Raw genomic sequence first — 23763 nt, forward strand, 5'->3', positions numbered from 1 at the left:
AGAATGACTGTTCGCGAACAGAATCAAGCCTTGAAGCTCATTAAGGAGGTTGTCCGCTTATCGAATCCAAAAAACAAACTCTTGCTTATATGTCCGCCTTGGTCAACGCCGCGATCATCGGCTTCTCTTTTCTGTTTACGAAAATCGCCTTGGAAGACGCGGGTCCTGTCGATACGCTGGCTTTCCGCTTTGCCGTTTCGTTTGCGGCGATGTCGATTCCCGCAGCCCTGGGCCTGATCAAACTTCAATTTCGAGGCAAGCCGCTCTTCCGGGTGATTTTATTGGCTGCGTTCTATCCGTTGGGGTTTTTCCTGTTTCAAACGTTTGGGCTGCAGCACGCCAACTCCGCGGAGGGAGGCATTATGTATGCTTTTACGCCGGTGTTGACGATGGTTTTGGCCTACGTCTTTTTGAAGGAAACGACGTCCTTGGGACAGAAGCTGGGAATCCTTCTTTCCGTATTCGGCGTAGTGTTTATTTTTGTTATGGGCAACGGCCGTATTGATTTCGGGAATGTGGCAGGGCTTCTGTTGTTGTTCTTGTCCGGCCTGGCGTTTGCCGGATACAGCGTGCTGGCAAGGTCGCTGCTGAAGCTTTACAGTCCGTGGGAGATCAGCTATTTGACGCTCGGCATCGGCTGCTTGATTTTTCTGGCCGTTTCGGTGGCCGGGCACGCCTCCGCCGGGACGCTCGGGAACTGGCTGGCGCCGCTTGGGAGCGGCAGGTTTATTTTGTCGGTCATCTATCTCGGCGTGCTGTCTTCGCTCGTCACCGCGTTAAGCTCAAATTACGCCTTGTCCAAGCTGGAAGCCTCGCGGGTGAGCGTCTTTTCCAACTTGTCGACCGTGGTGTCGATTGCCGCCGGGGCGATGGTTCTTGGAGAGAAAGTGACGGTGTATCATGTGATCGGCTCGCTCCTGATCATCGCCGGTGTAACGGGCGCGAATCTCTTGGGAGCCAAAAGCAAGGGGGCAAAACAAGGGCGGAAACAGCAAGACCGAGAACACCAAGGCCGAAAATAACAAGTTCGAAAACAACAAGTCCGAAAATGGCGCGTGTCGCTCGGGTGGCGAAGCAACTTAACCAATCTGCACCACCCGCTGGATTCTAACGGATACCAGGGCCGTTATTTCAGCGAAAACGGGAGCATTGGGGATGTAACGGATACCAGGGACCTTATTGGACGGTTCGACGCTCATTTCCGCCCATTTTCTGGCAAATAAGAGCGCTTCGGGCAAATAAGGGCTCTATACGGTCCGTTAGCCGGCCTAAGCTTGGGGCTCCGGCCTTGATTATAAAGAAAAATTTACAACTAAGGAGTGGATTTGATGACTTCCGCGGTACAAGCCGACTTTTTTACCGTGATGCGGGAACGCCATGCGGTTAAGCACTTTGATCCTGCGCACAAGCTGAGCGAAAGCGAAATTAACTTTCTTTTGGAAATAGCGGGGAGCGCCCCCTCCGCCTGGAACCTTCAGCCCTGGAGATTTCTTGTGATCGCTGAACAGAGGCTTCAGGAGAAACTGCTCCCGGTAGCGTACGGTCAGCGCCAGGTGGTGGAGGCTTCCGCCGTGATCGCTGTCCTGGGGGACCTTGAGGCCCACCGGGACGCTGATATGATTTTGAGCCGCGACGTGGCTGCCGGGTTAATGCCGGAAGAAATCAAGGCAAACCTGATCGCTCAAATCGAAGGGGCTTATTTGAACAACCCGCAAGCTCCCCGGGATGAGGCGATACGAAACGCCTCTCTTGCCGCCATGCAGCTGATGCTTGCCGCCAAAGCGATCGGGTATGACACCTGCCCGATGGGCGGTTACGACGCCGGCGCATTGATCGAGGCGTTTGACATACCGTCACGTTATATTCCCGTGATGCTCGTTGCCGTCGGGAAAGCGGCCCGCCCCGCCCGGCCTTCCACCCGTTTGTCCGCCGAACAGACCGTCGTTTGGAACGGGTTTTGACCACAAGAAGAAGCTCCTTACAGCCTAGGGGCTTCTTTTTTATGTCCGCCAAATAGAGGCTTGGCCAAATTGCTCGGAGGTTGCTTTTTCTCTAAACAGCCTCGCATAGCGGCAGGTACTGGTTCGGGATTGCTTTTGGCGATTGTCGCCGAAGGCGGCCCCAATCCCCCCTTGTTCTTCCTGTAGCCTATCTGATCTCTTCCTTGAAAATGGAGCTGACCATCCGAATCCCCGGTTTCTTTCTTGATCCACTGTTGAATGGAGTAGTTGCAAAATGTACACTTACATATCCGGAATGCTGCCTTAGCGCTTGATTATGTGTAAAACATGCAATTACTCCGCTATCTTTCGAAGAGGAGGGACAGAAACGAGGAAAGTATTGTATGAAATACAATTAATCGAAAGCTGGGGTAAATGGATGTAAAGTTAGTTGTATGATTTGCAATTCTGTCAGCGCCAAGCCGGTCAAGACACGCTTTTGCCTGCCTTCCGATCCGACCAGGCGAATAAACAGGTTAAGTTGATTCCACTGATTCTGTAAAAGATCCAATCTAAGATACCGAGCAAGAGCCTCAGCAAACTTTCAGTATGTTTTCATATGGACTTAAGGTAGGGCAGTCATACTAAGCTTACAACTAGACTTATTCAACTAAGGAGGACATCCCCATGGCAAACAACAAATGGACAAAGTGGTGTGTCGGAGTATCGAGCGCGGCGTTATTCGTCGGACTGATCGGCCTGAACGCAAGCCACAGTGATGCAGCGAACCCATCCTCATCTTCATCCTCGACTTCGTCTTCATCCACGGCATCCGAATCTGCACAAAACAGCGGCCAGTTCACCTATGATCATCAAGGAACCGAGCGGAGACCGCGGTTTGAAGACTTTAACGGTAATGACGGCAGCGCCTCCCCCGGGACCGGCTACGATGGCGGCGACTCCGGAGCCGGGCCGCAATCCGGTGAATTCGGGGGGATGAGATCCCACGCATCCTAAAGGAGGGAAGGGCCATGCACAAATTTCGCGCGATGAACGCTCTCTTTTTCACGGCCGGTCTCCCTGAACTTTTCCGGCGCAGTGCCATGAACTGGTTTATTTATGTGGAAAACAAACTTAGCCGGTTTCGCCCCGACAGCGAGCTTTCGGCATTAAACCGGTGCGGTGGGCGGCCATTTGCGGCTTCTCCTCTGCTATTCGACATCATATCCGAAGCGGATCTGCATTATCAAAAAACGGAAGGCTTATTTAACCCTTACCTTGGCGCGGCGCTTTGCGAGCTGGGGTATTCCCGTTCCTTTGAAACCTTGACGGAGCCAAGCAAAACCGTTACAGCGATCCGCAACACCGCAGGGATCGATCCGCGTCTGGCCGGCCTGAACCAGGAATTGCAGCGGATTACGCTGGAACCGGGGATTTCCGTCGACCTTGGCGGTTTCGCCAAAGGATGGAGTGCACACCACTTCGCTTTGAAGCTGCAAAAGGAGGGAATTTCTCCGGGAGCGATCGGCGCCGGCGGAGACATTGCGCTCTGGGGCACGCCCCGTGAAGGATGGCATATCGGAATCGCCAATCTGTGGCAAGAGGAGCGGGATTTGCTGAAATTGCATCTGCACGGGACGCTGGGGATCGCGACAAGCAGTCCGATGAAGCGGCGATGGACGGATACGGACGGAAAAATCCTTCATCATATCCTCGACCCGCGCCGCGGCACCTCTGCCGACTCGGGTCTGGCGCAAGTCACGGTGGTGGCGCCGAATTTGCCCGAAGCGGAGGTTTGCGCGAAATGCATCCTTATTTTGGGCGCCGCAGCGAGAGCACAGTGGCTTCGCGGCCATTATCCTTGGAGCGCCATGATCGGCGTTAAGCACGACCGGTCCATCGTCGTCAGCGGAATGCTGGAACAATACAACGCCGCAAAAGGAGGCATCCCCTATGAGCTCATTTCTTGACGCTTTTAATGTATGGTCAACGACGCGCGCCGCAGGTTTAATCTGTTATCTTCTGCTGTTTGTATCAACAGCAGCCGGGCTGATGATGGGTCTCAAGCTGGCAAAAGGACGAACGACATCCCTCTTGCTGGCAGTACATGAATCCAGCGGCTGGTCTGGCTTTTTGTTCGGGCGGATCCATGGCGGAGTACTGCTGTTCGACAAATACGTCGGCTACTCGCTCACCGGTCTGCTGGTGCCGTTTACCGCGACTACACATCCCATCGTTACCGGGCTGGGAACGATCGCTTTTTATATCGCCCTGTTACTAATTCTAACTTCCGATGGAATCAAAAGGATCGGCAAAAAAGCATGGCGGACCATTCATTTTCTGGCTTTTCCCGGTTTTTTCCTTGCCTTGGTGCATGGTCTGTTCATCGGGACGGACTCGCAGTACCTTTGGGCAAAGCTGATTTATCTCAGCACAGCGGCAATCGTCATCGGGCTTACTGCGGCCCGGCTGATTCTGACTTTTCGCAAAAGAGGGGAAACCATTCCCACCATGATTCCGCAGGCAACCGAGCATCGTTAGGCCGCCGCATGAGTCCGTATTCGCGGCAGCATAACAAAAGCTCCTAAACGGCGCCTGCGCCGGCCAGGAGCTTTTGTTGCGATTATTGGCAGCCCGACAAACATTCTGCTTGGATATATCCAAGCAGGTGCTTAAAATAAGGTTCAATTCCCGCCAATCAATTGGGCTTTTCCCAATGAGAATGGCGTATCCTCCACGAATATCTATTGGATTTTGGCAAGCTGCGCTTGTTCGCGCGCCCATTTTTCGCAAACAGCTTCCGTCAGCAAGTAAGAAACGACCGCTTCCGCTCCGCAGTTGCGATTGGGGCCGTCCGCGTTTAATCCGTCGTAACAGCTGCCGTCCCGCTCGTTAACCATGGGAACTCCGAGATCGTTAGCGCCGTAAAACCAATCGCGGCATTTCAGGGCAACCGCTTCGTATTTCGGCATATCGGTCAGTTCATAAGCTTTAGCCGCGGCCAATGCCAGCTTCATCACATCGACCGGCTGTTGGTCCCACAGCGCCCGATAGTCCGGGCGGCACCAGCCATGGCTTCCCACCGGCCGAATCTGACCCGCTTCATTTTGCGACAAACCGATCAGGAAATCGAGGGAGTTTAGGGCGGTTTCAAGCAATTCCGGCCGCTGCAAGATCTCGTACGCCCACAACAGCCCCCAGGGCAGCAGCGCGTTGCTGTAGGTGATTTCGGGCTCGTACCACGACCAGTTCGGTGCCGAATGCCGGCGATAAAGACCGGTAAGCCGATCTGCCAGCTCCTTGATTCGAACGGTCAAATCGATATCGAACCCGGAGCGCTGCAGCAGGCCGAACGCGGCCAAGGCGTAAGCCCATCCCCGCGGGTAACGCATTCCATCGGCCTGAGCGAGCGCTTTGCGCAGGATCGATTCGACCGCGAAGGCGAAAGACGAGGATGGTTTTGATGTCATTACCTTGGCGCAAGCCCAAAGTACGCGCCCCAGGCAATCGTCGGACGGCATTTCCGGCTCTTGGCTGCGGTCGTAAGCGAAATTGTTGTGGAAATGCCCGTCTTCTTTTTGCGCCCACAGCAAAAAAGCGGTATACGTTTCCGCAAGCCGATCGAGCCATTTTTGCTCCTCCGGGCCGCAATTGCCGGCCCATTCCAGGCAAACCCATAATGCCCGGGCCTGGTCGTCGGTGCTGTACCCTTCATTGCGCCGGGGCACCACCCCCAGGGCATGCTCCAAAATCCCCGTCTCGTCGGTCATTTTCGCCAGATGATCAAACCGAACGGATCGCCGCTCCATATCTCCCCACCTCGGTAAACAGCCGGTGATATTCGCTTCCGACGTTCGGCCAATGCATCGTCTGCCCCAGCCGCTTCATTTTCCGGACCACATCCTGCAGCATCACTTCGTTGTTCAGCAGCGCTACGATCCGTTCCCGCCATAACGCCTCGGCATCCGCCGCGATCAGCAGATCCGGCTCACCCTCAAGCAGATCCTGGGCATAACAGTACGGCGTCGACAGCGCCGGCCGCCCCAAACCGACGGCATAAGCCAGGGTACCGCTGGTAATTTGCTCCAGTCCCGGATAAGGCGTTACATAAATGTCGCAGGCGGTGATATGGCGAACCAGGTCGTTTTCCTCCATGTAGCGGTCGATCATGACCACGTTGTCCCCGATGGCGCTGTCCTCGATCATCGCCCATAGCTCTTCGCGGTATTTCTCCCCCTCCCATTTCTTAACCTCCGGATGCGTCTGGCCTACGATGGCATATAAAACATGGGGGACCTGTTTGACGATTTCCGGCAGAATTTTAAGAATCAGTTCGATCCCTTTCCCGCGGCTCAGCAGTCCAAACGTCATCAGCACCTTCCGGTCAGACCAGCCCAGCCGCTCCCGGAACGTTTGCCGCCGCTCCGCATCGGGTTCGGGCGTGCCGTGCGGAATAAAGACGATCTTGTCCTCAGGAATGCCGAACGAACGGTTTAAATAGGAGATCGCCTTACGGTTCATCACGACGATCCGGGCGCTTCGCTCGGCGATTTCCCGCTGGATGCCGGCGTACGGTTCGCGGGGATGCTCAAACACCGTATGGAACGTTGTCACAAACGGTTTGTTTAGGGCGCGGATGAACCGCAAAATATACCGGCCGGCCTCCCCGCCGAATATCCCAAACTCGTGCTGCAGCGAAACGACCTCAATATCCGAATTGTTGATTTTGTTCGCCATCTTCTCATAATCGTTTTCGCAGTCGCGCCGCAGCAGCCACAGCAGCGGGTCAGTCAGTCCGTCCGCTTCCCCGTCGTGCAGGACGACCACCCGGTCCTTCGCTCTCCACTCTTTGGCCGCATGGACGGATTGACGCAAATGATAGGTGAATGTGGCCAGGCCGCATTTTTTCGGAACGTAAGTGCTGACATAAGCAACCCGCGTCATGCTTGCATCACTCCCAATCGGTTCATAACGGCTTCGTGCAAAATATGTCTTGAGCCGAGCTCCAGGTTGTAACCGAAAATGCAGTTGTTTAAGTACGCCCCTTCGTTCACCCGGCAGCCGTCCCACAGGATCGTCTCCGCGAGCCGGACGTTCGGGCCGATCGAGCACTTGTCTCCGAGCACGACATAGGGTCCGATGACGGAACGGGCGCCGATGCTTACGCGGTCTCCGATCAATACCGGAGGAACGAGGAGGACGCCGGTGCCGATTTTGCAGCCTTTGCCGATCCAGATCCCGCTGTCCCGATCGTATCCCGGAATGCGGATCCGGCTTGTTCCTTTTAAGAGATCCCAATGGATTTTGCGGTATCTGTCTTTCGTGCCCATATCCGCCCAATAGCCCTGGATGGTTGTTCCGAATACCCCTATGTTCTCGCGGATGAGCTGCGGAAACGTTTCGCGTTCAATGGAGACTTCCCGACCGGACGGTATCGCTTGCAGCACGCTTTTTTCCATGATGTAAATGCCTGCATTGATCCGTCTTGAGGGCGCTTCGTCCAAGCGGGGCTTCTCCACAAAACGCAAGATGCGCCCTGCATCGTCCTGCTCGACGACCCCGTACGCGCTCGGATCTTCCACCTCCGTCAGGCCGATCGTCACAGAAGCCGCGCGGGAACGGTGGAAATCCAGCAGCGGTTTCAGTTCGATATCGTGGACGATATCCGCGTTCATGGCCACAAATTGTTCATCGAGCAACGCTTCGGCGTTTTTGATCGCCCCGGCCGTGCCCAGCAGCGTTTCTTCCACGGCGTACTGGATCGATACGCCCAGCCTGCGGCCGTCGCCGAAATACGTTTTGATTTTTTCGGGATGATGCTTCAGAGCGATAACGAAACGGTGAACGCCTTGTTCCTTCAGATGAAGAATGAGATGTTCCAGCCACGGGCGATTGAGGATCGGCGCCATCGGCTTCGGCATGTTCTCCGTCAAAGGTCTAAGTCTGGTTCCCAAACCACCGGCAAGCAACAGCACATTCATTTTCGAAATCTCCTCCTGTCCCCAAAAAATGGTTCGATAAACAAACTTACGCCAGTTTCGGCACTGACGCTAATATCTCATGCCGTTCCCTCCTTTAGCTCACAATTATCAGCACTCCATCTAGTCGAGTGCTGATAATATAGTATTTTATGGAAAGTTGCTTTTTTTCCTCAAGTTATCCCATGCTTAATAGTTCCGGCAAAATCCCTTAATCGGCCCGTCTGATCCCTAATTTTCTTTAGAAATCTCATGATTTCTCCGTTTTTCGATTCATCCAGATATTTGAAATTTTATATATTGTAAATTATTATAAATTTAGTATACATTTCTATTAATAGAATATTTATACTAAAAAAATATATAGTGGAGGTTGGTAACATGAAGACTGGACGAATCAGCAAGATCTTCTTGTCACTCTCGATGGCCTTCGCAACAATTCTGCTCTTTAATGCTGTTTCGGCGAATGCCGAATCCGGCGGCGGCATTGAGCCAAGCGCCTGCTCAACGTTCATCTCCGCCGTTTTCGATGAAGCCGTAGAGGTTGGCGGCGTTGGCCAGGCGAAGTTCTACTGCGGCCCTGTTAGCGACGGCATCCCCATTGATTTTTCCGCTGACGATATTTACGTTGCACCCGTTGATCCCACGGTTGACGTTTATGCCGATCCGGACAATAACACGGTGTACTACAAAGGCCTTTATAAGGGATGGATAGAGATCATAGTTAGCTGGCTGGACAAGCCGCAGGGCCCCCATTCCACGTTTTTATGGCTGGAAGTGAAATAATTTAAAATAATTATCCGGCCCCGCCGGTTTAATTACTAACGCCGGCGGGGGTGCGGGAACGTAATCATGCATACCGTCCCCTGACCAAGCCGGCTGTTGATGTCGATTTCTCCGCCGTGTGCGAGAATGATCTGTCTGGCGATGGCCATTCCGAGCCCTGTGCCGGAACTGTCGGACGATGCGTTTGTCCCCCGGAAATACCGTTCGAACAAACGGGCCAACGTTTCCTGATCCATCCCGGCTCCATTGTCCTCAATGCCGATGCGAACCCGCCCGCCTGTCCCCCGCTCTTCATTGATCGTGATTTTTACGGTGGTGCCGGGCGGGTTATGCTTAATGCTGTTGGCAATTACATTTTCCAGTGCGCGCTGCATGTACCCCGGATCCAGATCAAGCGGAATCCGCCCGCGGTTCGTTTCGAACAAAAACGTTTTGTCCGCGGACTCCGGCAAGCTTTGGAGCTGCTTCAAAATATCTCTTGTCATCCTTACGAGATCGTTTGGCTCGAGCCGCAGCGGAAGCGCATCGTTTTTCAACCGGAAGGTCAGGCCAAAATCTTCGATCAGCCGCTCCATATATTCCACGCGATCCCCCATAATGCGGGAAAAGCCGCGCACCTGATCCGGCTCCCAGTCGTATTCGGAAGATGACAACAGGACGGTATAGCCTTTGATTACGGACAGGGGGGTTTTCAGATCGTGCGAGACGCCCGCCATCCATTCTTCCCGCGTTTTCTCCAACAGCTCCCGCTCTTCCTTGTTGCTGCGAAGGGCGGAGGTTAGCCGGGAAAGCGCCTGTATCAATTCGTGAAACGTCCTGTACTCGGCCCTTTTGCGCAGGTGTCCATTCAATACGGATTTACGCTGCTGCAGGGGCTCCTCGTATTTTCCTGCGGACAACCGTTCGATCCAGGAGACGATGTAGAGCAAGGGGGAGCCGAGCTGTCTGCCAAAATACAGGACGGTTACAATCCCGACGGCCAGTATCGCCAAAATCCATAATATATTCAGCCCGTAAAGCAAGGGATTGCCGTCCGCCGACGGCCTCCCTACCACCCAGGTCAGCTCGCGTCCGCCCGCCGCTCCGTACCAGGTGGAAAGCTGATACCCGTTTTTGGCCGGATAAATATAGTCAGAAACGAGTTTCCCTGGAATATAGTGATCCGTAATGCTTTCGGGTTTATTTACGGAATAAATCTCATCTCCCTGCTCATTCAGGACCTGAAGCCACATATCGTTTCGGATGATATCCTCCCGGACATCAGGGGCAACCGTGAGGCGACTTCCTTCAACCGCCGTTTGCTCGGCGATCTCGCGAACCGACCATTGCGAGGCTGGCGTTTTGCCGTAACCGAAAAAAAAGCTGAACAGCAGCATACTTCCGGCGATGAGCAGCCCCCAAACCAGAAGCAGCCAAATAAGCCGCGAAACGAAGTAATAGGCGATTCGATTTCTCAGTTTCATGGCCTTTCCCTGTCCGCCGGCGCCTCAAAAAGATAACCCAATCCGCGAACCGTTTTGATCCACCGGGGGTTAGCCGGGTCCTCCTCGATCTTTTCCCGCAAACGGCTGATATGCACCATCACTGTGCTGTCCCCGCCGTAAAGTTCTCCCCACACGTCTTTATAGATTTGGCGCTTGCTTAAAATCCGGTTTGGATGCTCGCAAAAATAAAGCAGCAGCTTTAGTTCCTGAACGGGGCAGTTAATCCGTATCCCGTGTACGGTCAATCTCCCGGTATTCGGATCTACCGCAAACGACCCGAAATCGTATACCGGTTTGCGCACCGGCTCTAGCGGCGGCCGGGCGGCGCGCCTCAGCTGGGCCTTGACGCGAGCGGCCACTTCCAGCGGATTAAAGGGCTTGGTAATATAATCGTCCCCGCCTAAGCCAAAACCCTGCAGCTTGTCCAAATCGGCCGTGCGCGCGGTCAGGAACAGGATGGGCGCATCCGTCTCCGCCCGGATCGTTCCGCACAGGGTAAAGCCGTCCATATCGGGCAGCATCACATCCAACAAGATCAGATCTGGCCGTTTTTGGCGCGTAATGGCAAGGGCTTCCGCTCCGGATAGGGCGGTCAAAATATGACGAAATCCCTCCTTTTCGAATACGGTGGTCAGCAAATTCAAAATATGCCGGTCGTCATCCACCAGCAGAAGGATATGTTCCTCCAGTCTATAAGCCACGCTTATCCTCCTCCCGCTTCTATTATAAATAAATATCGATGGCGATTCGTTAAGAAAATGTTTAGGAAGAGTTTTGCTCCCGTTCAGCCTTTTTCTTATACGATGGACCCTGAGGTGAGATTTTAATGAATGAGCCAATTTTGATCACAAACGGGCTAACCAAAAAGTACAGGAGCCGCACGTCCGTCGACGGCTTGAATTTACGGCTGGAACGGGGGCAAATTTACGGGTTTCTCGGTCCAAACGGCGCTGGTAAAACAACAACGATCCGCATGCTGCTCGGTCTGATCGAACCTACGAAAGGAAGTATTGAAATTTTTGGCCAAAGCCTAAAAAAAGGGCGCCTGTCCATATTGAAGCGCATCGGATCGCTGGTCGAATCCCCGACTTATTATGGAAATTTGACCGGCCGTGAAAACCTGGAAGCGGTCCGCAGGTTAAGGGAACTCCCGGAAAAAAGCGTCCACGAGGCCTTGGACATCGTCCGATTAACGCATGTGGCCGACCGCTTGACCAAAGAATATTCCCTGGGCATGAAGCAGCGGCTCGGTATTGCCGCCGCGCTGCTCTCCAGGCCGGATTTGCTGATCCTCGACGAACCGACGAACGGCTTGGACCCTTCCGGCATCCAGGAAATTCGCGAATTGATTAAGAAACTGCCGGAGAACGGCATGAGCGTGCTTGTGTCCAGCCACTTGCTGAGCGAAATTGACCAGATGGCTACGCAGGTGGGGATTATTCATCACGGAAAAATGATCTTTCAGGATTCGATCGAACGCCTGCGGGAAAAGCAGCAGCCCTTGCTTAAGGTTGGCGTCAGCGATGTATGGGAAGCCGGAGCCGTGCTTTCCCGAAACGGAATTATGGCCGAAATCCGCGACGATGGCTTGTGGGTCCCCCGTACGGAGCCGGGTTTCGTCTCCGGCCTGAACTCGCTATTGGTCCATGCGGGCTTGTCCGTATACCGGCTGGAAGAAGTAAAGCGGTCGCTCGAGGATATTTTCCTGGAATTGACCGGTACAGAGGGAAGCTTATGAGACATCTGCTTAAAGCCGACCGATTAAAGCTGAGGCGTTCGTCGTTATGGATCGTCGTGATGTTGGTTCCGCTGCTCATCCTAGCTTATGAAACGGTGAACTTTACCTACCGCGCCGAGTTTGTCGAGAGACAAGCCGAACTGTTCCGCGCGGGTTCCCCATGGATGTTCTTGTTGTACGACAACAGCCTGCTGTTCGGTTTGGGCTTTCCTCTGTCCGCAACCCTGGCCGCATCCGTCATTGCAAATATAGAGCACCAAGCAAACGGGTGGAAGCAAGCCCTGTCTTTCCCGGTTGCCAGAAGCAAAATTTATCTCAGTAAATTCATCTGGTTAAACGCCGGGTTATTGGTTTCCGTGACGGTTTTCCTGATCGGGATGGTCCTACTCGGCAAGCTGCTGGGATTTGGCGGAGAGGTGCCGTGGGGACTGCTCGCGGGAGATTGTTATGGGATGCTGATCGCCGTATTTCCCATCGCAGCAGCGCAATTTTGGCTGTCCATGACCTTGAAAAATCAAGCCTTTTCCATCCTGGTCGGTTCAGTGTCCGCGATGATGGGGCTGTTCCTGGCCGCGGCTCAAACGACCCGCTGGTTCCCGCTGGCCTATCCGGTACAAGCCTCCACGGTGATCCTGCGCTATGAAGGCATCGGATTAAATCCTGATTTCCCGGTGTACCTCGCGATCAGTCTGGGCTTGGGCATCATCCTGCTGTTTGGCGGGGCTATGCATTTTGCCGCTAGGGATGTTCAGTAAGCAAGGAGGATTTCTTTTGAAAAATATTTTGTATGTCGAGAGATTAAAGTTAAAACGCTCCAGGCTGTGGCTGCTCTACTTTATCGGCCCCATGCTGGGCGTGCTGTTGGCTTACGCGAACTTCTATAAAAACTACGATCTGTTTATGCAGCCCGGAGATAACGCATGGCTTGAGGCCTGGACACAGGTCGCCTTATTTATGGGCCCTTTCGTTCTGCCGATCCTGGTCGGCATCTATGCGGCCTTCGTCTGCCGGGGGGAGCATGTCGGGGGCGGATGGAAGCAGCTGTTGGCGCTGCCGGTCGGACATTCGCAAATCTTCCTGGGAAAATTTTTTATGGTCGTGCGTATGGTGGTCATTACTATGGTGATCCTTTTCGGCTTCTTTACTATCGTTGGTCTGGTTAAAGGCGTTGCAGGCGACTTTCCTTTGCTCGCCTTGCTCGGGTATATGTTGCGGGGGATTTTAGCAACCTTGCCGCTGGCGCTCCTGCAGCTAGTGATCTCCATCCGGGCCAAAACGTTCGGCATTCCCCTGGCGGTCAGCATTATTTTTACGCTGCCGGCGATTCTCGTCGCCGGCACGCCGCTGGGACAGGTTTACCCGTGGACGCAGCCGATGCTGGCCATGTCGCCCGAAGATGAATCCCCGATTCAATCTTACTTCTTGTTCTATTCCCTTTTGACAGGCAGCTTCACCGTCCTGCTGCTGCTTGGTTTATGGAGGTTTACGAAACGCGACACCCTGTGAATACCGTTCCATATTTAGTGCGAAACCCGAACAAGGACTCCCTCGGGAGTCCTTGTTCGCTAGAATCACTTGCCGTACACCTTCCAGCTTTGGATACCGGTGGATGTCGATGCTTTGGCGACGATGTTCAGCCGGATTTTATTTGTCGTCACCGGCGTGAACGTGGTCGTGTTGTACCGGTCGGGCTGTACGCCGTAACCCGACGCCCCGCTGACGTTCACCCAGGCCGAGCCGTTCCAGTATTGAATCGTGTAGGAAGCCGGCAAATCGATGCCCTGGTCGTCGTCGAACCAGTACACGTCGACCCGGTTGAGCGTATAATTTTGATTCCAATCGTATTGCACCCACTGCGTCGTGTTCGGGTTGTCCCAATTGCCGTAAACGGGATGGCCCCGGTCGGCCGAACTGGCCGGCGTATACCCGTCATTCAGCCCGGCCAGGCTCTCCCACGGTGAAACATACGAGGTTGAGGCCGTGGCCAGCGGGGCCACATCCACCGGCCCCTCGGGATCGCCGCCCTTCTGCAGCTTGATATCGTAGGTCGCGGCCGCGCCGATATTCAAGCTGACGATCGTGGGCGCTCCGTTCGCCGCGGTCACGCTGCCGGCGGCGTTGTTGTTGATCAGCACGTTGTAGGAGCCCGGCGCCAAACCGTTAAAGGTGACTTTCGTCGTATGGGCGGTTCCGGGCGTCGCGTTTTTCAGCGAGAAGTTGACGTAATCTTTGGCGGCAGCTACCGTAGCTGTCGTATACGTGTCCCGCTCCAGCACCATGCCGAGTTTTTCCGTAATCAGATTCAGCTTTTGGAATACGCCGTCCTTCGGGACGATGACATAATTGTTCCCGTTCTTCGTCACCTCGGCCCCATAGCCGTAAAGTCCAAACAGCGGATCGACCGCCACGTCGGCGCTCAAAATCTTGATCGCGCCCCAAAGGCCCAGATCGGCTTCCCCGGACATGCCGCGCCAGCCGTTGAACAGCGGCCCGCCCCCGACGCCAAGCGCCCCGTGGTTGCCTTTGGTCATTTGGTACGTCCAGGCAACCGCGCCGATATCGGCCGGGTCCGAACTGATCTGCCCGGAATTGATCGCGCTTAAGTTGCCGAGCTTCGAAGCGTAGGTCAAACGCTGTTCGACCTCCGGATTGGCCGAATGGTTGCGCACCCAGTCATCCATCGCATAACCTTGCAGCGCGACGGTGTACTGGAAGTTCCACCACGGCTCCCCGGTAATCGTCACCGGTACGGAATAGAAGTACCACAACGGCATAGCCCCGCGCGTCGCCCGCACCTTCGTGTTGATTTTGCCCATCATCGACAGGTTGTTGTTCATTTTGGCCAAGGTGTACACCGACTCTTCCCCGGTGTTGTCGTAGTTGTACTCCGAGCCGTACGGGTAGGTCGTGTTTTTGAAATTGTTGTATTTGGTGTTCATTTTGCTGACGATGTCATTGGCCTGGGAAGTGTAGCCCTCCTCGCGCAGCGCTTTGATGATCTCGGGCGTCGTCATTTCTCCCATCAAGCCGGTGTTCCAGTTGTATGCGACCGGTCCGTCGTAAAGCGCTTTGAAGATGTTGTAAGCACGCAGCAAATACGTCGTGCGCGGGTGAATGTAGTCGATCATGTCCGGGTACATTTTGGCGAGTTTGTACATGCTGAAATACGTGTTGTAGACGTGCGGATAAGCGTAGCCCCGGTACGTCGGCGTCGTGTTCGGTTCCGGCATCAGGAAATCGTGAATCAGGTAATCCTCATGATGGCCGTTCATCAAGTTGGTCCAAATCGCCGTTTCCAAATACTTGTCCACGGCTTCGATTTCCTTGGCAACCGGTTTCTGCACGTTTTTCTCGGCCAGGAACTGCCCGTGCGTCAGCCCCCAATCGTCGCCCCAGCCCCAATAACCGTTAAACACATTGCGGCGGGAGTTGGACTGCATCATCCAGTCGTCGAACACTTTGTCGCGGATGTCGCCGGGCACGTTCCATTGCTGATTGTTCACCATAAACGTGGCATGGCGCTGCAAAGCGTCGGCGACCGGTTCGATCGCGTAAAACTGCAGCACGGTTTTTTCGCCGTTGCCGTAGTTGACGGTAATATCGTTTTGCCCCAGCCGGCTTAAGGTTAACGAATACAATCGGTGGCCGCCCGGCGCGGTCCCGAGCGGAGTGATCGTCGTTTGCGAAGGATATTGGGCGACGACCGAATTAATCGGCTTCGTGGTCCGGAGGCTGAATTTCGCCGTCTGGTCGGTCGGCACGATCATCCCCGGCACGACGGTGAAGTCAATCATCCCTTCCGCGTACAGCCGGTCCTTCACTGCCTGTTCATTCGCCGCCTTGAAAAATTTGAACGCGTACGTCTTGCTGGCACCCGGCGCCAGCACCAGGCTCGTGTTCGGCAGATACCCGCGGTTCGTGCTTTTGATTACATTGGAATGAACGTAGAACACGGTCAGCCCTTCCGGCCAGCCGCCCTCATCGGCCGCCCATTTGCTGCCCGGGTGCTCTTCGATGCGCCAATTGTCCATATACTCGAACCCGGCTCCGGTCGAAACATCCGGCACCATCAGCAGCGTATCGCCGATGCCGCTGGGCCGCTGCACGGTAATGTAGGAATTGTTGTTTGCCACGTTGGAATGGGTGACGACCCGCGACTCGTAGATCTGCTCCCCGCCTCCTGCGGACCAATATTCATTGAAGGGAAGCGGGAGGCCGAAATCCCCGATTTCGAGCGTCTGATTGCTGGTATTGGTTACCGTGATCGACCAGCGCAAATGGTCGCTTTGGAGAGCGTAGGACTCGTCCACTTTGAAGTTGCGAATCCCTTCCGCATTGCTGGAGTTCTGATACGTGATGTTTACCGTGTTGCCGGATTGGCTTTGCGTCCGCCCGTCCGCCGAACGGTTGGTCCAGGCCTTCGTCCAGGCACCGCTTCCCAGCCGGTAGGTAAACATCAGCTCACCGACCCATTGATGGTCGGATGTGTTCTGCTGCGGAGCGTTGGTGGCGTTCATCACGTAATTGGTCGGGAAGCTGTCCCCGACGATTTGCAGGTTCGTGATTTCTCCATGGTTTCCGGTCGTAACTTGAAACTCACTGTTTGACAACGTATAGGCCGAGGCCGCCTTTGGTATGGCGACCGCCAGCGCGCTGGCGACAAACAAGCCGACAATCAACTTCAAGGGTTTCAGCGTCCGTTCATGTCCCATCATTTCACCGCTCCTTTTCATTTCCATTCAGGAATTAGATTCAGCAGCCCTCTCCTCCGATCCCGGTTTGTTTTTTTGTATCCTGCTTAGCTAAGGAACATCACCTCCTTTCCGGATAAAGCCATCGCCGCCACCGCCGCTATGTCCGCTTTGGCAACCGGACGGTAACCCGCGTGCCTTGGTCCCGGGCCGAACGGATCTTCACCCCGTACGCTTCCCCGTAAAGCAGCTTGATCCGGTTTAGCACATTGGCCATGCCAACACCGGGCGCTTCCGGATTCAGCGCGGAAGCAAGCGTTTCTTCGTCCATGCCTTGTCCGTTGTCCTCCACCGTAAACACCAGCGCGCCTTCCGCCTCATGACCGGTAATACGCAGCAGTCCACCGCTGGTCCGTAAAGCAAAACCGTGAATGATCGCGTTTTCGACGATCGGCTGCAAAAACATTTTCGGAACCTTGCAATCCGGCGGAATAAGGTCAAGCTCGTACCTGGCTTCAAACACCCCGCAATAACGCTGCTCCATGATATGCAGGTAGCTCTTGAGCCACGCGATATCATCGCCGAAAGCGACGAGCTCCCGTTTGTTTTTAACCGTATATTGGAGCATCGTCGATAAGCAGACGAGCATTTTGCTGATCTCCTCTTCATTTCGCTCGAGCGCCATCCAGTTAATAACGTTAAGTGTGTTGTACAAAAAATGGGGATTGAGCTGAAGATTAAGCGCCATGATTTCGGCTTCTTTTTCCCTGAGCCGAGTCTCGTAGTTTTCGTTGATCAGGTCGCTGATTTTTTCGTTCATCAAATTAAATTTATTGATCAGAATGCCGAATTCAAGGTCGTTCTGCTCCGGGATTTTGGTCGAAAACACGCCGCTCCCGGTCAGTTGAATCGCCACCAGCAGCTTCTTGATCGGGATCGTCAGCCAACCCGAAATCATGTAGGCGACGGCGATGGAAACGGCGATCAGCACGGCCGCGATGTACAAGCTGTACGTATGGACCAAAGGCAGATCGCTCAGCAGCCTGTCGTAAGGAACGACCAGAACGCTGATCCAACCGGTTATTTCCGACGTATCGTAACAGATCAGCATCTTTTTCCCGTTGACTTTGGAAATCGCCGTCCCGGTCCTGAATGCAATCGCTTTGTCCAGCCAACCCGCCGTTTCAATGTCCGTTAGCCTGGCGGTATCGGGATGAGCCACGATTTCTCCCTGCGGGGAAACGACGAACATGTAGGAGCCGTCGAGCGCCGTCTTGCCGGGCTGGGGCGAGCGAAAAAAGCTTTCGTTGAAGTTAATGAGCAGGACCGGATTCTCGGTGCGCGCTCCCCAGCTCTTGACCACGCCGTCCTGGACGATTGAGCTTTTCAGCAGTTGGGAGGCGGAGAAAACATAACGGTACCGCGGATCCAAGTCTCCGAGTTCCTCTTGGTCAAACTGCTTGGCAAAATCATACGTGGGAATCCAGATCAGTTTGCCGTCGGCCCGGAGCGTGTCCCGGTAGAGCTGCGATGCGTGCAGCTTGTCCGGTTTGACTGAGACGAAGGTCGGCCTGGAGGTCAGGATGGCCGTTCCGCCAAAGCTGTAATAGCCGGTGACAAGCTGAACGCTTTCGACGCTGGGCTCCGAGGCGTAATACGTGTTCAGAATCTCCGATACTTTTCGGTCCATTTGCAGAAGTTCCAGCAGATCCGTCGGGGCCGATCTGTCAAACAGTTGGAATAACTCCGGATCGGCCAGCAGCGACAGCGACTGGTCCTTGATCCGGCTTAGCACCATGTCGGTATATTGGTTGTTTTTCTGTACAACCTCCTGCATGCTGTCGCTGGCGTGCTTCAGAATGATGTCGGAGCTGGTCTTGTAGTAGGCATAACTGATGAGAATTATGGGGAACGTGATGAGGAAAACGTAGTAAACGATTAGTTTGGTCCGCAACTTGAGCCGGGCGAACCGGCGGAGAACGCGTTTCATGGCACGGTTACCCCCGCTTTTGGCGCAGGATGCGGATCGTCTTGCGGTACTCCTCCGGAGTCATCCCGAACTCTTTTTTAAACACTCGGTTGAAATACTTTACGTCCTGGTAACCCACCGCTTCGGCGATTTTGTAGACGCGTAAAGTTTCATGTTCCAACATGGCTTTGGCTTTGGATAAGCGGACTTGGTTCAGGTATACCGTGAAATTGATTTTCAGCTTGTTTTTGAAATATTGGCTAAAATAACCAGCGCTGAGTCCAAACTTCTGCGCCGTGGATTCGAGCGAAATGTCGGACCGGTAGTGTTCGTCGATGTAGGCCAGGCAGCGCTGAACGAGCTGATGGCGGTGATTTTCCTTCCATTCCTTGATCGTGCGGACAGCGCGAACCACCACTTCAAGCGCGCCGCCTTCCAATTGGGAATAGACGGCCGTATGCTCGGTCAAAACCTCGATCTCCCGCAAAAAATCGTCATGCAAGCTGCCTTCTCTGAGCAGGTCGTGATCTTCGATCATTTTGACGAGCAGCAGCTTGCATTTATCCCGCAAACGATGCGGCAGCGGGTAAGGAGGGGAGCGCCACTCGCGGAACATGCCGGCCAGCGCGGCTGTCACGGCCTGTTCGTCTCCGCTCCGCAGCGCCTCCTTCAGCGCGGTTTCCGCGGCGGAAGCCAGCGCCGGAATGCGTTCCCGGTCCAGCCTGCTGGCCCCGATCGCAAACACGGCTCGATCTTCCTCATAGAAATACTCCTGCCTGGCGAACCGCGCTTCGCGGACGCTGATGTGGGCTTCCTCCAGGAGACTATCCCTGCGGCTGCCGATCCCGGCCGATAGATGCCCCGCCCCGAACCGCAGCTCCGGTTCCTCAAAGACCTGCCCGGCCGCCTGCGGATCAACGCCATCGCCGAGCACGCAGATCAGTTCCTCGTCGTCATGTCCATTGACGAAGCAAAAGCAGCCGCCGTACCTGCGAAGCAAGGTTTGTACCCGCGACGCCTCTTCCGGCCCAAAGGAAGAATTCCGCTTTACGCTTACGGCTGCGCCTGCACCGGCAATTGGCAAGATCACCTTAAGCTCCCCCAGCCGATCGCCGCTTAGGGTGCCGTCGATCCACGATTGCAGCAGCTTGCCGCTGTACGCCGGCTCCATGCGGTCAATCCTGGCCGCCAGCTCCTGCTGCCTTAAACGGTCGCGCCGCTCCCGCTCGCTGATCTGCTCCGCCCGCGCAAACACCTCCTGCAGCTTGGCGGCATCAACCGGTTTCAGCAGATAGCCGAACGCTCCAAACGTAATCGCCTGCTGAGCATATTCGAAAAAATCGTACCCGCTCAGCACAACCACCTTTGTCCGGTTTGCCGGGTCTAGCTTTTCCATAAATTCCAGCCCGGTCATTTGCGGCATCCGGATATCCGTAAAGATGAGATCAAACACTCTCCTTTCACACAGACGCAAAGCCTCCTCGCCGCTGCGCGCGGAACTGACGGCGTCGCCCGGCCTCAGCTTGCCCAGCAGTTTGGTGAACCCGATCACATGGCCCGGCTCGTCGTGACCAACAGAAAATGCAGCATCTTCCTCCCTCCTTATGCCTCATTCCAATAGAATAATTTGGTATGAAAGGGACTATTTCCTGCATCTTGCTCCAAAAAATCCCGCCAATCCTTTCAGCCTTTTACACCGCTCATCGCGATTCCCTCCACAAAATATCGCTGACCGACGAGAAACACCGCGAGCGAAGGCAATACGATGATGGCGGTCGCGGCCATCATCAGATGCCATTGCGCCGAATACGTGCCCTGAAACAAAGTGAGTCCCAGCATCAGCGTATAATTTTTTTCCGAGGAAATGAACACCATCGGAGCCAGATAATCGTTCCAGTTGGCCAGAAAAGTCAGCATGCCGACGACGATGAGCGACTGCTTGCCGAGCGGCATAATCACGTTCCAGTAAATCCGGAAATGTCCGGCCCCGTCCATTTTGGCCGCTTCGTCCATTTCCCGCGGGATCGTCAGAAAAAACTGGCGCAGCAGAAAGATGTTGAACACCCCTCCGCCGAACCAGGCCGGCGCAATCAGGGGAACGAGCGTATCGGTCAAATGGAGGGTTTTCCAGCCGAGAAAATGCGGAATCATCACGACGAAAAAAGGCATCATCAACCCTGTAAGAATAAAGCCGAATATTTTGTCTCTGCCTGGCCACGTAATCCGCGAAAAACTGTACGCGCACACCGAACTCGAAAGGACGACGCCGGCGATGGAAAGCGCCGTGACGACTGTACTGTTCCAGAAATAGCGGCCAAAAGGGTTGCTCGAAAGCGCTTTGGCGAAGTTGTCGAACCTTAGAGAGTCCGGCACGATGTCCGGCGGAATGGCAAACAGGCCGTCCATGCCCACGAACGCCGTTCGCAGCATCCAGTAGAAAGGAAAAACGAACACGAGCCCGCCCGCCGACAATACGGCATAAAGGCTCAAGCGGACGGCGATTTTGCGTATTTTCATCTCCCGCTTTCCCGCCCTTCGTAATAAACCAGCGAATTCGAAAATTTGAACAGGACGAACGTGCACAGCAGAACGACGAGGAACAATAAGGTTGCTACAGCGCTGGCCGTGCCGAACTTCGTAAACTGAAACCCTTCCTTGAACAAGTAATAAACGATCAGGTAACTGGCGTTGTCCGGTCCGCCCTGCGTCATGACCGCGGGTTGCACGAAGGTCTGAAACGCATTGATGAACCCGATGACCGTGTTGAAAAAAATGATCGAAGAGCTCATCGGCAGCGTAATGTACCAAATTTTGTGCATGGTGTTGCCGCCGTCCACCTCGACTGCCTCGTACAGCTGCGCCGGAATATTCTGCAACCCGGCCAGGAAGATCACCATCGTGTTCCCCGTCAACCACAGGCTGAAGAGGATCAAAGTCGGAATGACGGTGGTGTCCGAGGAGAGCCAGGAAAACTTGGGCAAATGGAATAAACCAAGCCCATAATTGACGATTCCGAAATCCGGCTGCAGCATCCACAGCCAGATGATCGACGACGCGGCCAGCGGGATCACGACCGGCAGGTAAAACAAACCGCGGAAAAACGCCCTTCCTTTGATTTTACCGTTAAGCAACAGCGCCAGGAGAAAGGAAAACGCGATGCCCAGCGGAACGCTGACGAACACGTAATACAGCGTGCTGACCGCGGCGTCGTAAAAAAGCGGTTCCTTGCCGCTGAATAGCCGCGCGAAATTCTCCAAACCCACGAACTTGGGGCTCCCGACCATGCTGTACTCGGTAAACCCTAGCAAAAATGTGAATATAAGCGGACCCAGCACAAATATCAGGTAGCCAAGCAGCACTGGAGAAGCAAACAGCAAGCCGTATTTCAGTTCCTTTCTCCTTCGCCTCCGGGCGCCTTGCAAGGGATCGAACGCCGCTTGACGTGATGTTTCAGCGACAGATCTCATAAGCCTCTCCTCCTCCCGGCTTGCCGAGCGCGCGCGGCTCTGATACGGACCAAACGTACCCGACGCGCGCCTCCCCTATGCCGCCGGTTTCTCTATTTGCCGTAACGGCCCTGGATTTCCGGCTGGACCTTGGAAGCGACCTCTTTCATGGCTTCTTCGGCCGATTGTTTGCCGAGCCACACGGGGTCCAGCGCGGAAAACGCCAAGGAGCTGACCTTGCCGAAGTTTTTCACGTAATATACCGGCGATGGCGTGCTGTTGTTCAGCAGGTTGGTCAGGAAAGCATCCTTGAAGCCTGACGGGTGCGACGGATTGTTTTCCGCCCACTGGGCGACAAGCTCGGGATCGGTGTACCATTTCTTGAGCGTCGGCATCCACAGGCCGTCCCGATATAGGTTTAACGCGCCGGAAGGGTCGGCGAGGAATTTGGTGAGCAGCCACGTTTCTTCCGGATGTTTCGTCGATTTGAACATGGCGCTGACGCCGCTGATGCCCATGGCAACGCTGCGCTTCATCTTCGGAAGGACGCCGATATCGTAATTGACCTCGGCCGCCCCGAGATCGAGATTGATCCATTGCCCGTGCATACTCATCGCCACCAGCTTGGATTGCAAAGCGACCGCCTGCGACGGGATCGACTTGGCCTGCACCGGGTTGGGCGCGACATGGTGAACGTTGATCAGGTCGGCCAACCGCTGGATCGCTTCCACCGCTTCCGGCTGATCGAGAGCGAACTTCGTCCCGTCCTCCGAAACGAGGTCGCCTTCGTTGTTGACGATGTGCGCCATCACCGGACCGTACCAGCTCTCGAACGAAACGCCGAATTGCTTGATATTGTCCTTATCGAAGCCCGGATCCGCGGCGTTTTTACCGTTTTTGTCGATCGTCAGCTGCTTGGCGGCTTCCACGAACTGGTCCCACGTCCAGGCGTCCTCCGCTTTGGCTGGAGGCATTTCCACGCCGGCCTCCTCGAACAAGTCCTTATTGTAAAACAGCGCGAACGTTTCGCCCGCCGTGCTGATGCCCCAAGTGTAATTCGGATCGTCGCCGTTGAACCAGATATAGTCGAGGAAGTCCTCTTTTTTCAGCTCCGTATCCTTGGCGAACATCTCGTTGAAGTTGATGAATTTCCCTTCCTTTTGCCAGGCCTCTCCCAGCTCCCCATGCACATAACCGGCATCCGGCGTTTCGCCCGCCGCAACCATCGCGGTAAGCTTGGTATCGTAATCGCTTTCAGGAATATGCACGGCGTTGACGGTAATCCAGGGATATTTCTCGGTGAACTTTTTCGTCGCCTCCTCCAGGGCCTTCTTCTCCTGCGGGCTTCCCCAGAACGTGTACTTCAGCGTTACGGGTTCCTTGTCTGTACCTTCGTTCGCCGGGCCGGCCGTTTCCGCCGCGGATTCGCTCCCGTTTGACGGATTGGCGGTATTGGGGGAAACGCCTTGATTGCCGTTAATGCTGCTGCTGTTAACGCTATTGCCGCCTCCGCAGCCCGCAAGCGCCACTGCCGCAACAAAGATCAGTACGCCAAGCAACATCGGCAGTTTTCGGATGTTTGCCATTTCCTTATCCCTTCCTCCCTGCATCTTGTGCAATTCGTTCATCCTGCTCATCCTCTTCATCCTCTTCACGCTGAGTGGATACCTTAGGAGCAAGTTGGTTTCATTATAATGTAAACGCTGCCATTGTAAAATTATAGATTTTTCA

The 23763-nt window shown here is 54.7% G+C and carries 20 protein-coding genes and 1 pseudogene; 9 read left to right on the forward strand and 12 right to left on the reverse strand.

Annotated elements, in window-relative coordinates:
* The first annotated feature begins 89 nt into the window (after positions 1 to 89).
* From NYE74_RS20545 to NYE74_RS20565, 5 genes are all read left to right on the forward strand, one after another.
* On the forward strand, positions 90 to 1022 hold the full coding sequence (locus NYE74_RS20545; RefSeq protein WP_341005160.1) for a DMT family transporter: 933 nt from the start codon (positions 90 to 92) through the stop codon (positions 1020 to 1022).
* A 306-nt stretch (positions 1023 to 1328) separates the two neighbouring features.
* The gene (locus NYE74_RS20550; protein WP_213510334.1) at positions 1329 to 1961 is read left to right on the forward strand and encodes a nitroreductase family protein; all 633 of its coding nucleotides are present in this window, start codon (positions 1329 to 1331) and stop codon (positions 1959 to 1961) included.
* Positions 1962 to 2627: 666 nt separating this feature from the next.
* A complete protein-coding gene (locus NYE74_RS20555) occupies positions 2628 to 2957 on the forward strand; it encodes a hypothetical protein (protein ID WP_213510333.1) in 330 nt (109 codons plus the stop codon).
* Between the two features lie 14 nt (positions 2958 to 2971).
* Positions 2972 to 3910, forward strand: a complete 939-nt coding sequence (locus NYE74_RS20560) for an FAD:protein FMN transferase (RefSeq protein WP_341005161.1) — start codon at positions 2972 to 2974, stop codon at positions 3908 to 3910.
* Positions 3894 to 4481, forward strand: a complete 588-nt coding sequence (locus NYE74_RS20565; protein ID WP_036623176.1) for a ferric reductase-like transmembrane domain-containing protein — start codon at positions 3894 to 3896, stop codon at positions 4479 to 4481. Before NYE74_RS20560 ends, NYE74_RS20565 begins: the two co-directional genes overlap by 17 nt.
* 203 nt (positions 4482 to 4684) lie before the next feature.
* Here NYE74_RS20565 and NYE74_RS20570 read toward each other — a convergent pair whose 3' ends face one another.
* The 3 genes from NYE74_RS20570 to NYE74_RS20580 are packed head-to-tail and all read right to left on the reverse strand — an operon-like array spanning position 4685 to position 7921.
* Positions 4685 to 5749 (reverse strand): glycosyl transferase, encoded by a 1065-nt coding sequence (locus NYE74_RS20570; RefSeq protein ID WP_036623180.1) that lies wholly within the window; start codon positions 5747 to 5749, stop codon positions 4685 to 4687.
* Positions 5724 to 6884 carry a glycosyltransferase family 4 protein gene (locus NYE74_RS20575; RefSeq protein WP_036623181.1) on the reverse strand — a complete coding sequence of 387 codons (1161 nt, stop codon included), beginning with the start codon at positions 6882 to 6884 and terminating at the stop codon, positions 5724 to 5726. Before NYE74_RS20575 ends, NYE74_RS20570 begins: the two co-directional genes overlap by 26 nt.
* Positions 6881 to 7921: a sugar phosphate nucleotidyltransferase gene (locus NYE74_RS20580; protein WP_036623182.1), complete on the reverse strand. Its 1041-nt coding sequence runs from the start codon at positions 7919 to 7921 to the stop codon at positions 6881 to 6883. Before NYE74_RS20580 ends, NYE74_RS20575 begins: the two co-directional genes overlap by 4 nt.
* A 378-nt stretch (positions 7922 to 8299) precedes the next feature.
* Here NYE74_RS20580 and NYE74_RS20585 point away from each other — a divergent pair, with 378 nt between their 5' ends.
* The gene (locus NYE74_RS20585) at positions 8300 to 8704 is read left to right on the forward strand and encodes a hypothetical protein (RefSeq protein WP_051985456.1); all 405 of its coding nucleotides are present in this window, start codon (positions 8300 to 8302) and stop codon (positions 8702 to 8704) included.
* 35 nt (positions 8705 to 8739) lie between these two features.
* On the opposite strand, the gene NYE74_RS20590 is transcribed toward NYE74_RS20585, so the two are convergent.
* Both NYE74_RS20590 and NYE74_RS20595 read right to left on the reverse strand, forming a co-directional pair.
* Entirely contained in the window at positions 8740 to 10167 is a 1428-nt protein-coding gene (locus NYE74_RS20590) for a HAMP domain-containing sensor histidine kinase (RefSeq protein WP_341005162.1), read from the reverse strand.
* Positions 10164 to 10889 carry a response regulator transcription factor gene (locus tag NYE74_RS20595; RefSeq protein WP_276307693.1) on the reverse strand — a complete coding sequence of 242 codons (726 nt, stop codon included), beginning with the start codon at positions 10887 to 10889 and terminating at the stop codon, positions 10164 to 10166. Before NYE74_RS20595 ends, NYE74_RS20590 begins: the two co-directional genes overlap by 4 nt.
* A 125-nt stretch (positions 10890 to 11014) precedes the next feature.
* Between NYE74_RS20595 and NYE74_RS20600 the strand changes: the two genes are divergently transcribed.
* Genes NYE74_RS20600 through NYE74_RS20610 form a run of 3 tightly spaced genes read left to right on the forward strand, consistent with a single transcriptional unit; the run spans position 11015 to position 13432 of the window.
* A complete protein-coding gene (locus tag NYE74_RS20600; RefSeq protein ID WP_036623188.1) occupies positions 11015 to 11926 on the forward strand; it encodes an ABC transporter ATP-binding protein in 912 nt (303 codons plus the stop codon).
* The gene (locus tag NYE74_RS20605; protein WP_124332174.1) at positions 11923 to 12681 is read left to right on the forward strand and encodes an ABC transporter permease; all 759 of its coding nucleotides are present in this window, start codon (positions 11923 to 11925) and stop codon (positions 12679 to 12681) included. The genes NYE74_RS20600 and NYE74_RS20605 overlap by 4 nt, the downstream gene beginning before the upstream one ends.
* A 16-nt stretch (positions 12682 to 12697) precedes the next feature.
* Complete coding sequence (locus NYE74_RS20610) at positions 12698 to 13432, forward strand: ABC transporter permease (RefSeq protein ID WP_115311190.1); 735 nt, start codon at positions 12698 to 12700, stop codon at positions 13430 to 13432.
* 65 nt (positions 13433 to 13497) lie between these two features.
* Here the strand turns inward: NYE74_RS20610 and NYE74_RS33370 are convergent, their stop codons facing one another.
* The 7 genes and pseudogenes from NYE74_RS33370 to NYE74_RS20640 all read right to left on the reverse strand — a co-directional run bounded on the left by NYE74_RS33370 (position 13498) and on the right by NYE74_RS20640 (position 23660).
* Positions 13498 to 13929, reverse strand: a complete 432-nt coding sequence (locus NYE74_RS33370) for a galactose-binding domain-containing protein (RefSeq protein ID WP_306308134.1) — start codon at positions 13927 to 13929, stop codon at positions 13498 to 13500.
* Positions 13921 to 16638 (reverse strand): annotated as a pseudogene (locus NYE74_RS20615) (DUF5695 domain-containing protein); the annotation flags it as partial. The pseudogene NYE74_RS20615 and the gene NYE74_RS33370, both read right to left, overlap by 9 nt.
* Positions 16639 to 16777: 139 nt before the next feature.
* Positions 16778 to 18607, reverse strand: a complete 1830-nt coding sequence (locus NYE74_RS20620) for a sensor histidine kinase (protein ID WP_036623195.1) — start codon at positions 18605 to 18607, stop codon at positions 16778 to 16780.
* Between the two features lie 7 nt (positions 18608 to 18614).
* Complete coding sequence (locus NYE74_RS20625) at positions 18615 to 20192, reverse strand: helix-turn-helix domain-containing protein (protein WP_341005322.1); 1578 nt, start codon at positions 20190 to 20192, stop codon at positions 18615 to 18617.
* A 77-nt stretch (positions 20193 to 20269) separates the two neighbouring features.
* Positions 20270 to 21103 carry a carbohydrate ABC transporter permease gene (locus tag NYE74_RS20630; RefSeq protein ID WP_036623199.1) on the reverse strand — a complete coding sequence of 278 codons (834 nt, stop codon included), beginning with the start codon at positions 21101 to 21103 and terminating at the stop codon, positions 20270 to 20272.
* Positions 21100 to 22053 carry a carbohydrate ABC transporter permease gene (locus NYE74_RS20635; protein ID WP_082207780.1) on the reverse strand — a complete coding sequence of 318 codons (954 nt, stop codon included), beginning with the start codon at positions 22051 to 22053 and terminating at the stop codon, positions 21100 to 21102. Before NYE74_RS20635 ends, NYE74_RS20630 begins: the two co-directional genes overlap by 4 nt.
* Before the next feature lie 92 nt (positions 22054 to 22145).
* Positions 22146 to 23660: an ABC transporter substrate-binding protein gene (locus NYE74_RS20640; protein WP_240534136.1), complete on the reverse strand. Its 1515-nt coding sequence runs from the start codon at positions 23658 to 23660 to the stop codon at positions 22146 to 22148.
* Positions 23661 to 23763 lie beyond the last annotated feature (103 nt).

Origin of the sequence: Paenibacillus sp. FSL P4-0127 (assembly GCF_038007325.1) — a bacterium.
Lineage (GTDB): Bacteria > Bacillota > Bacilli > Paenibacillales > Paenibacillaceae > Fontibacillus > Fontibacillus macerans.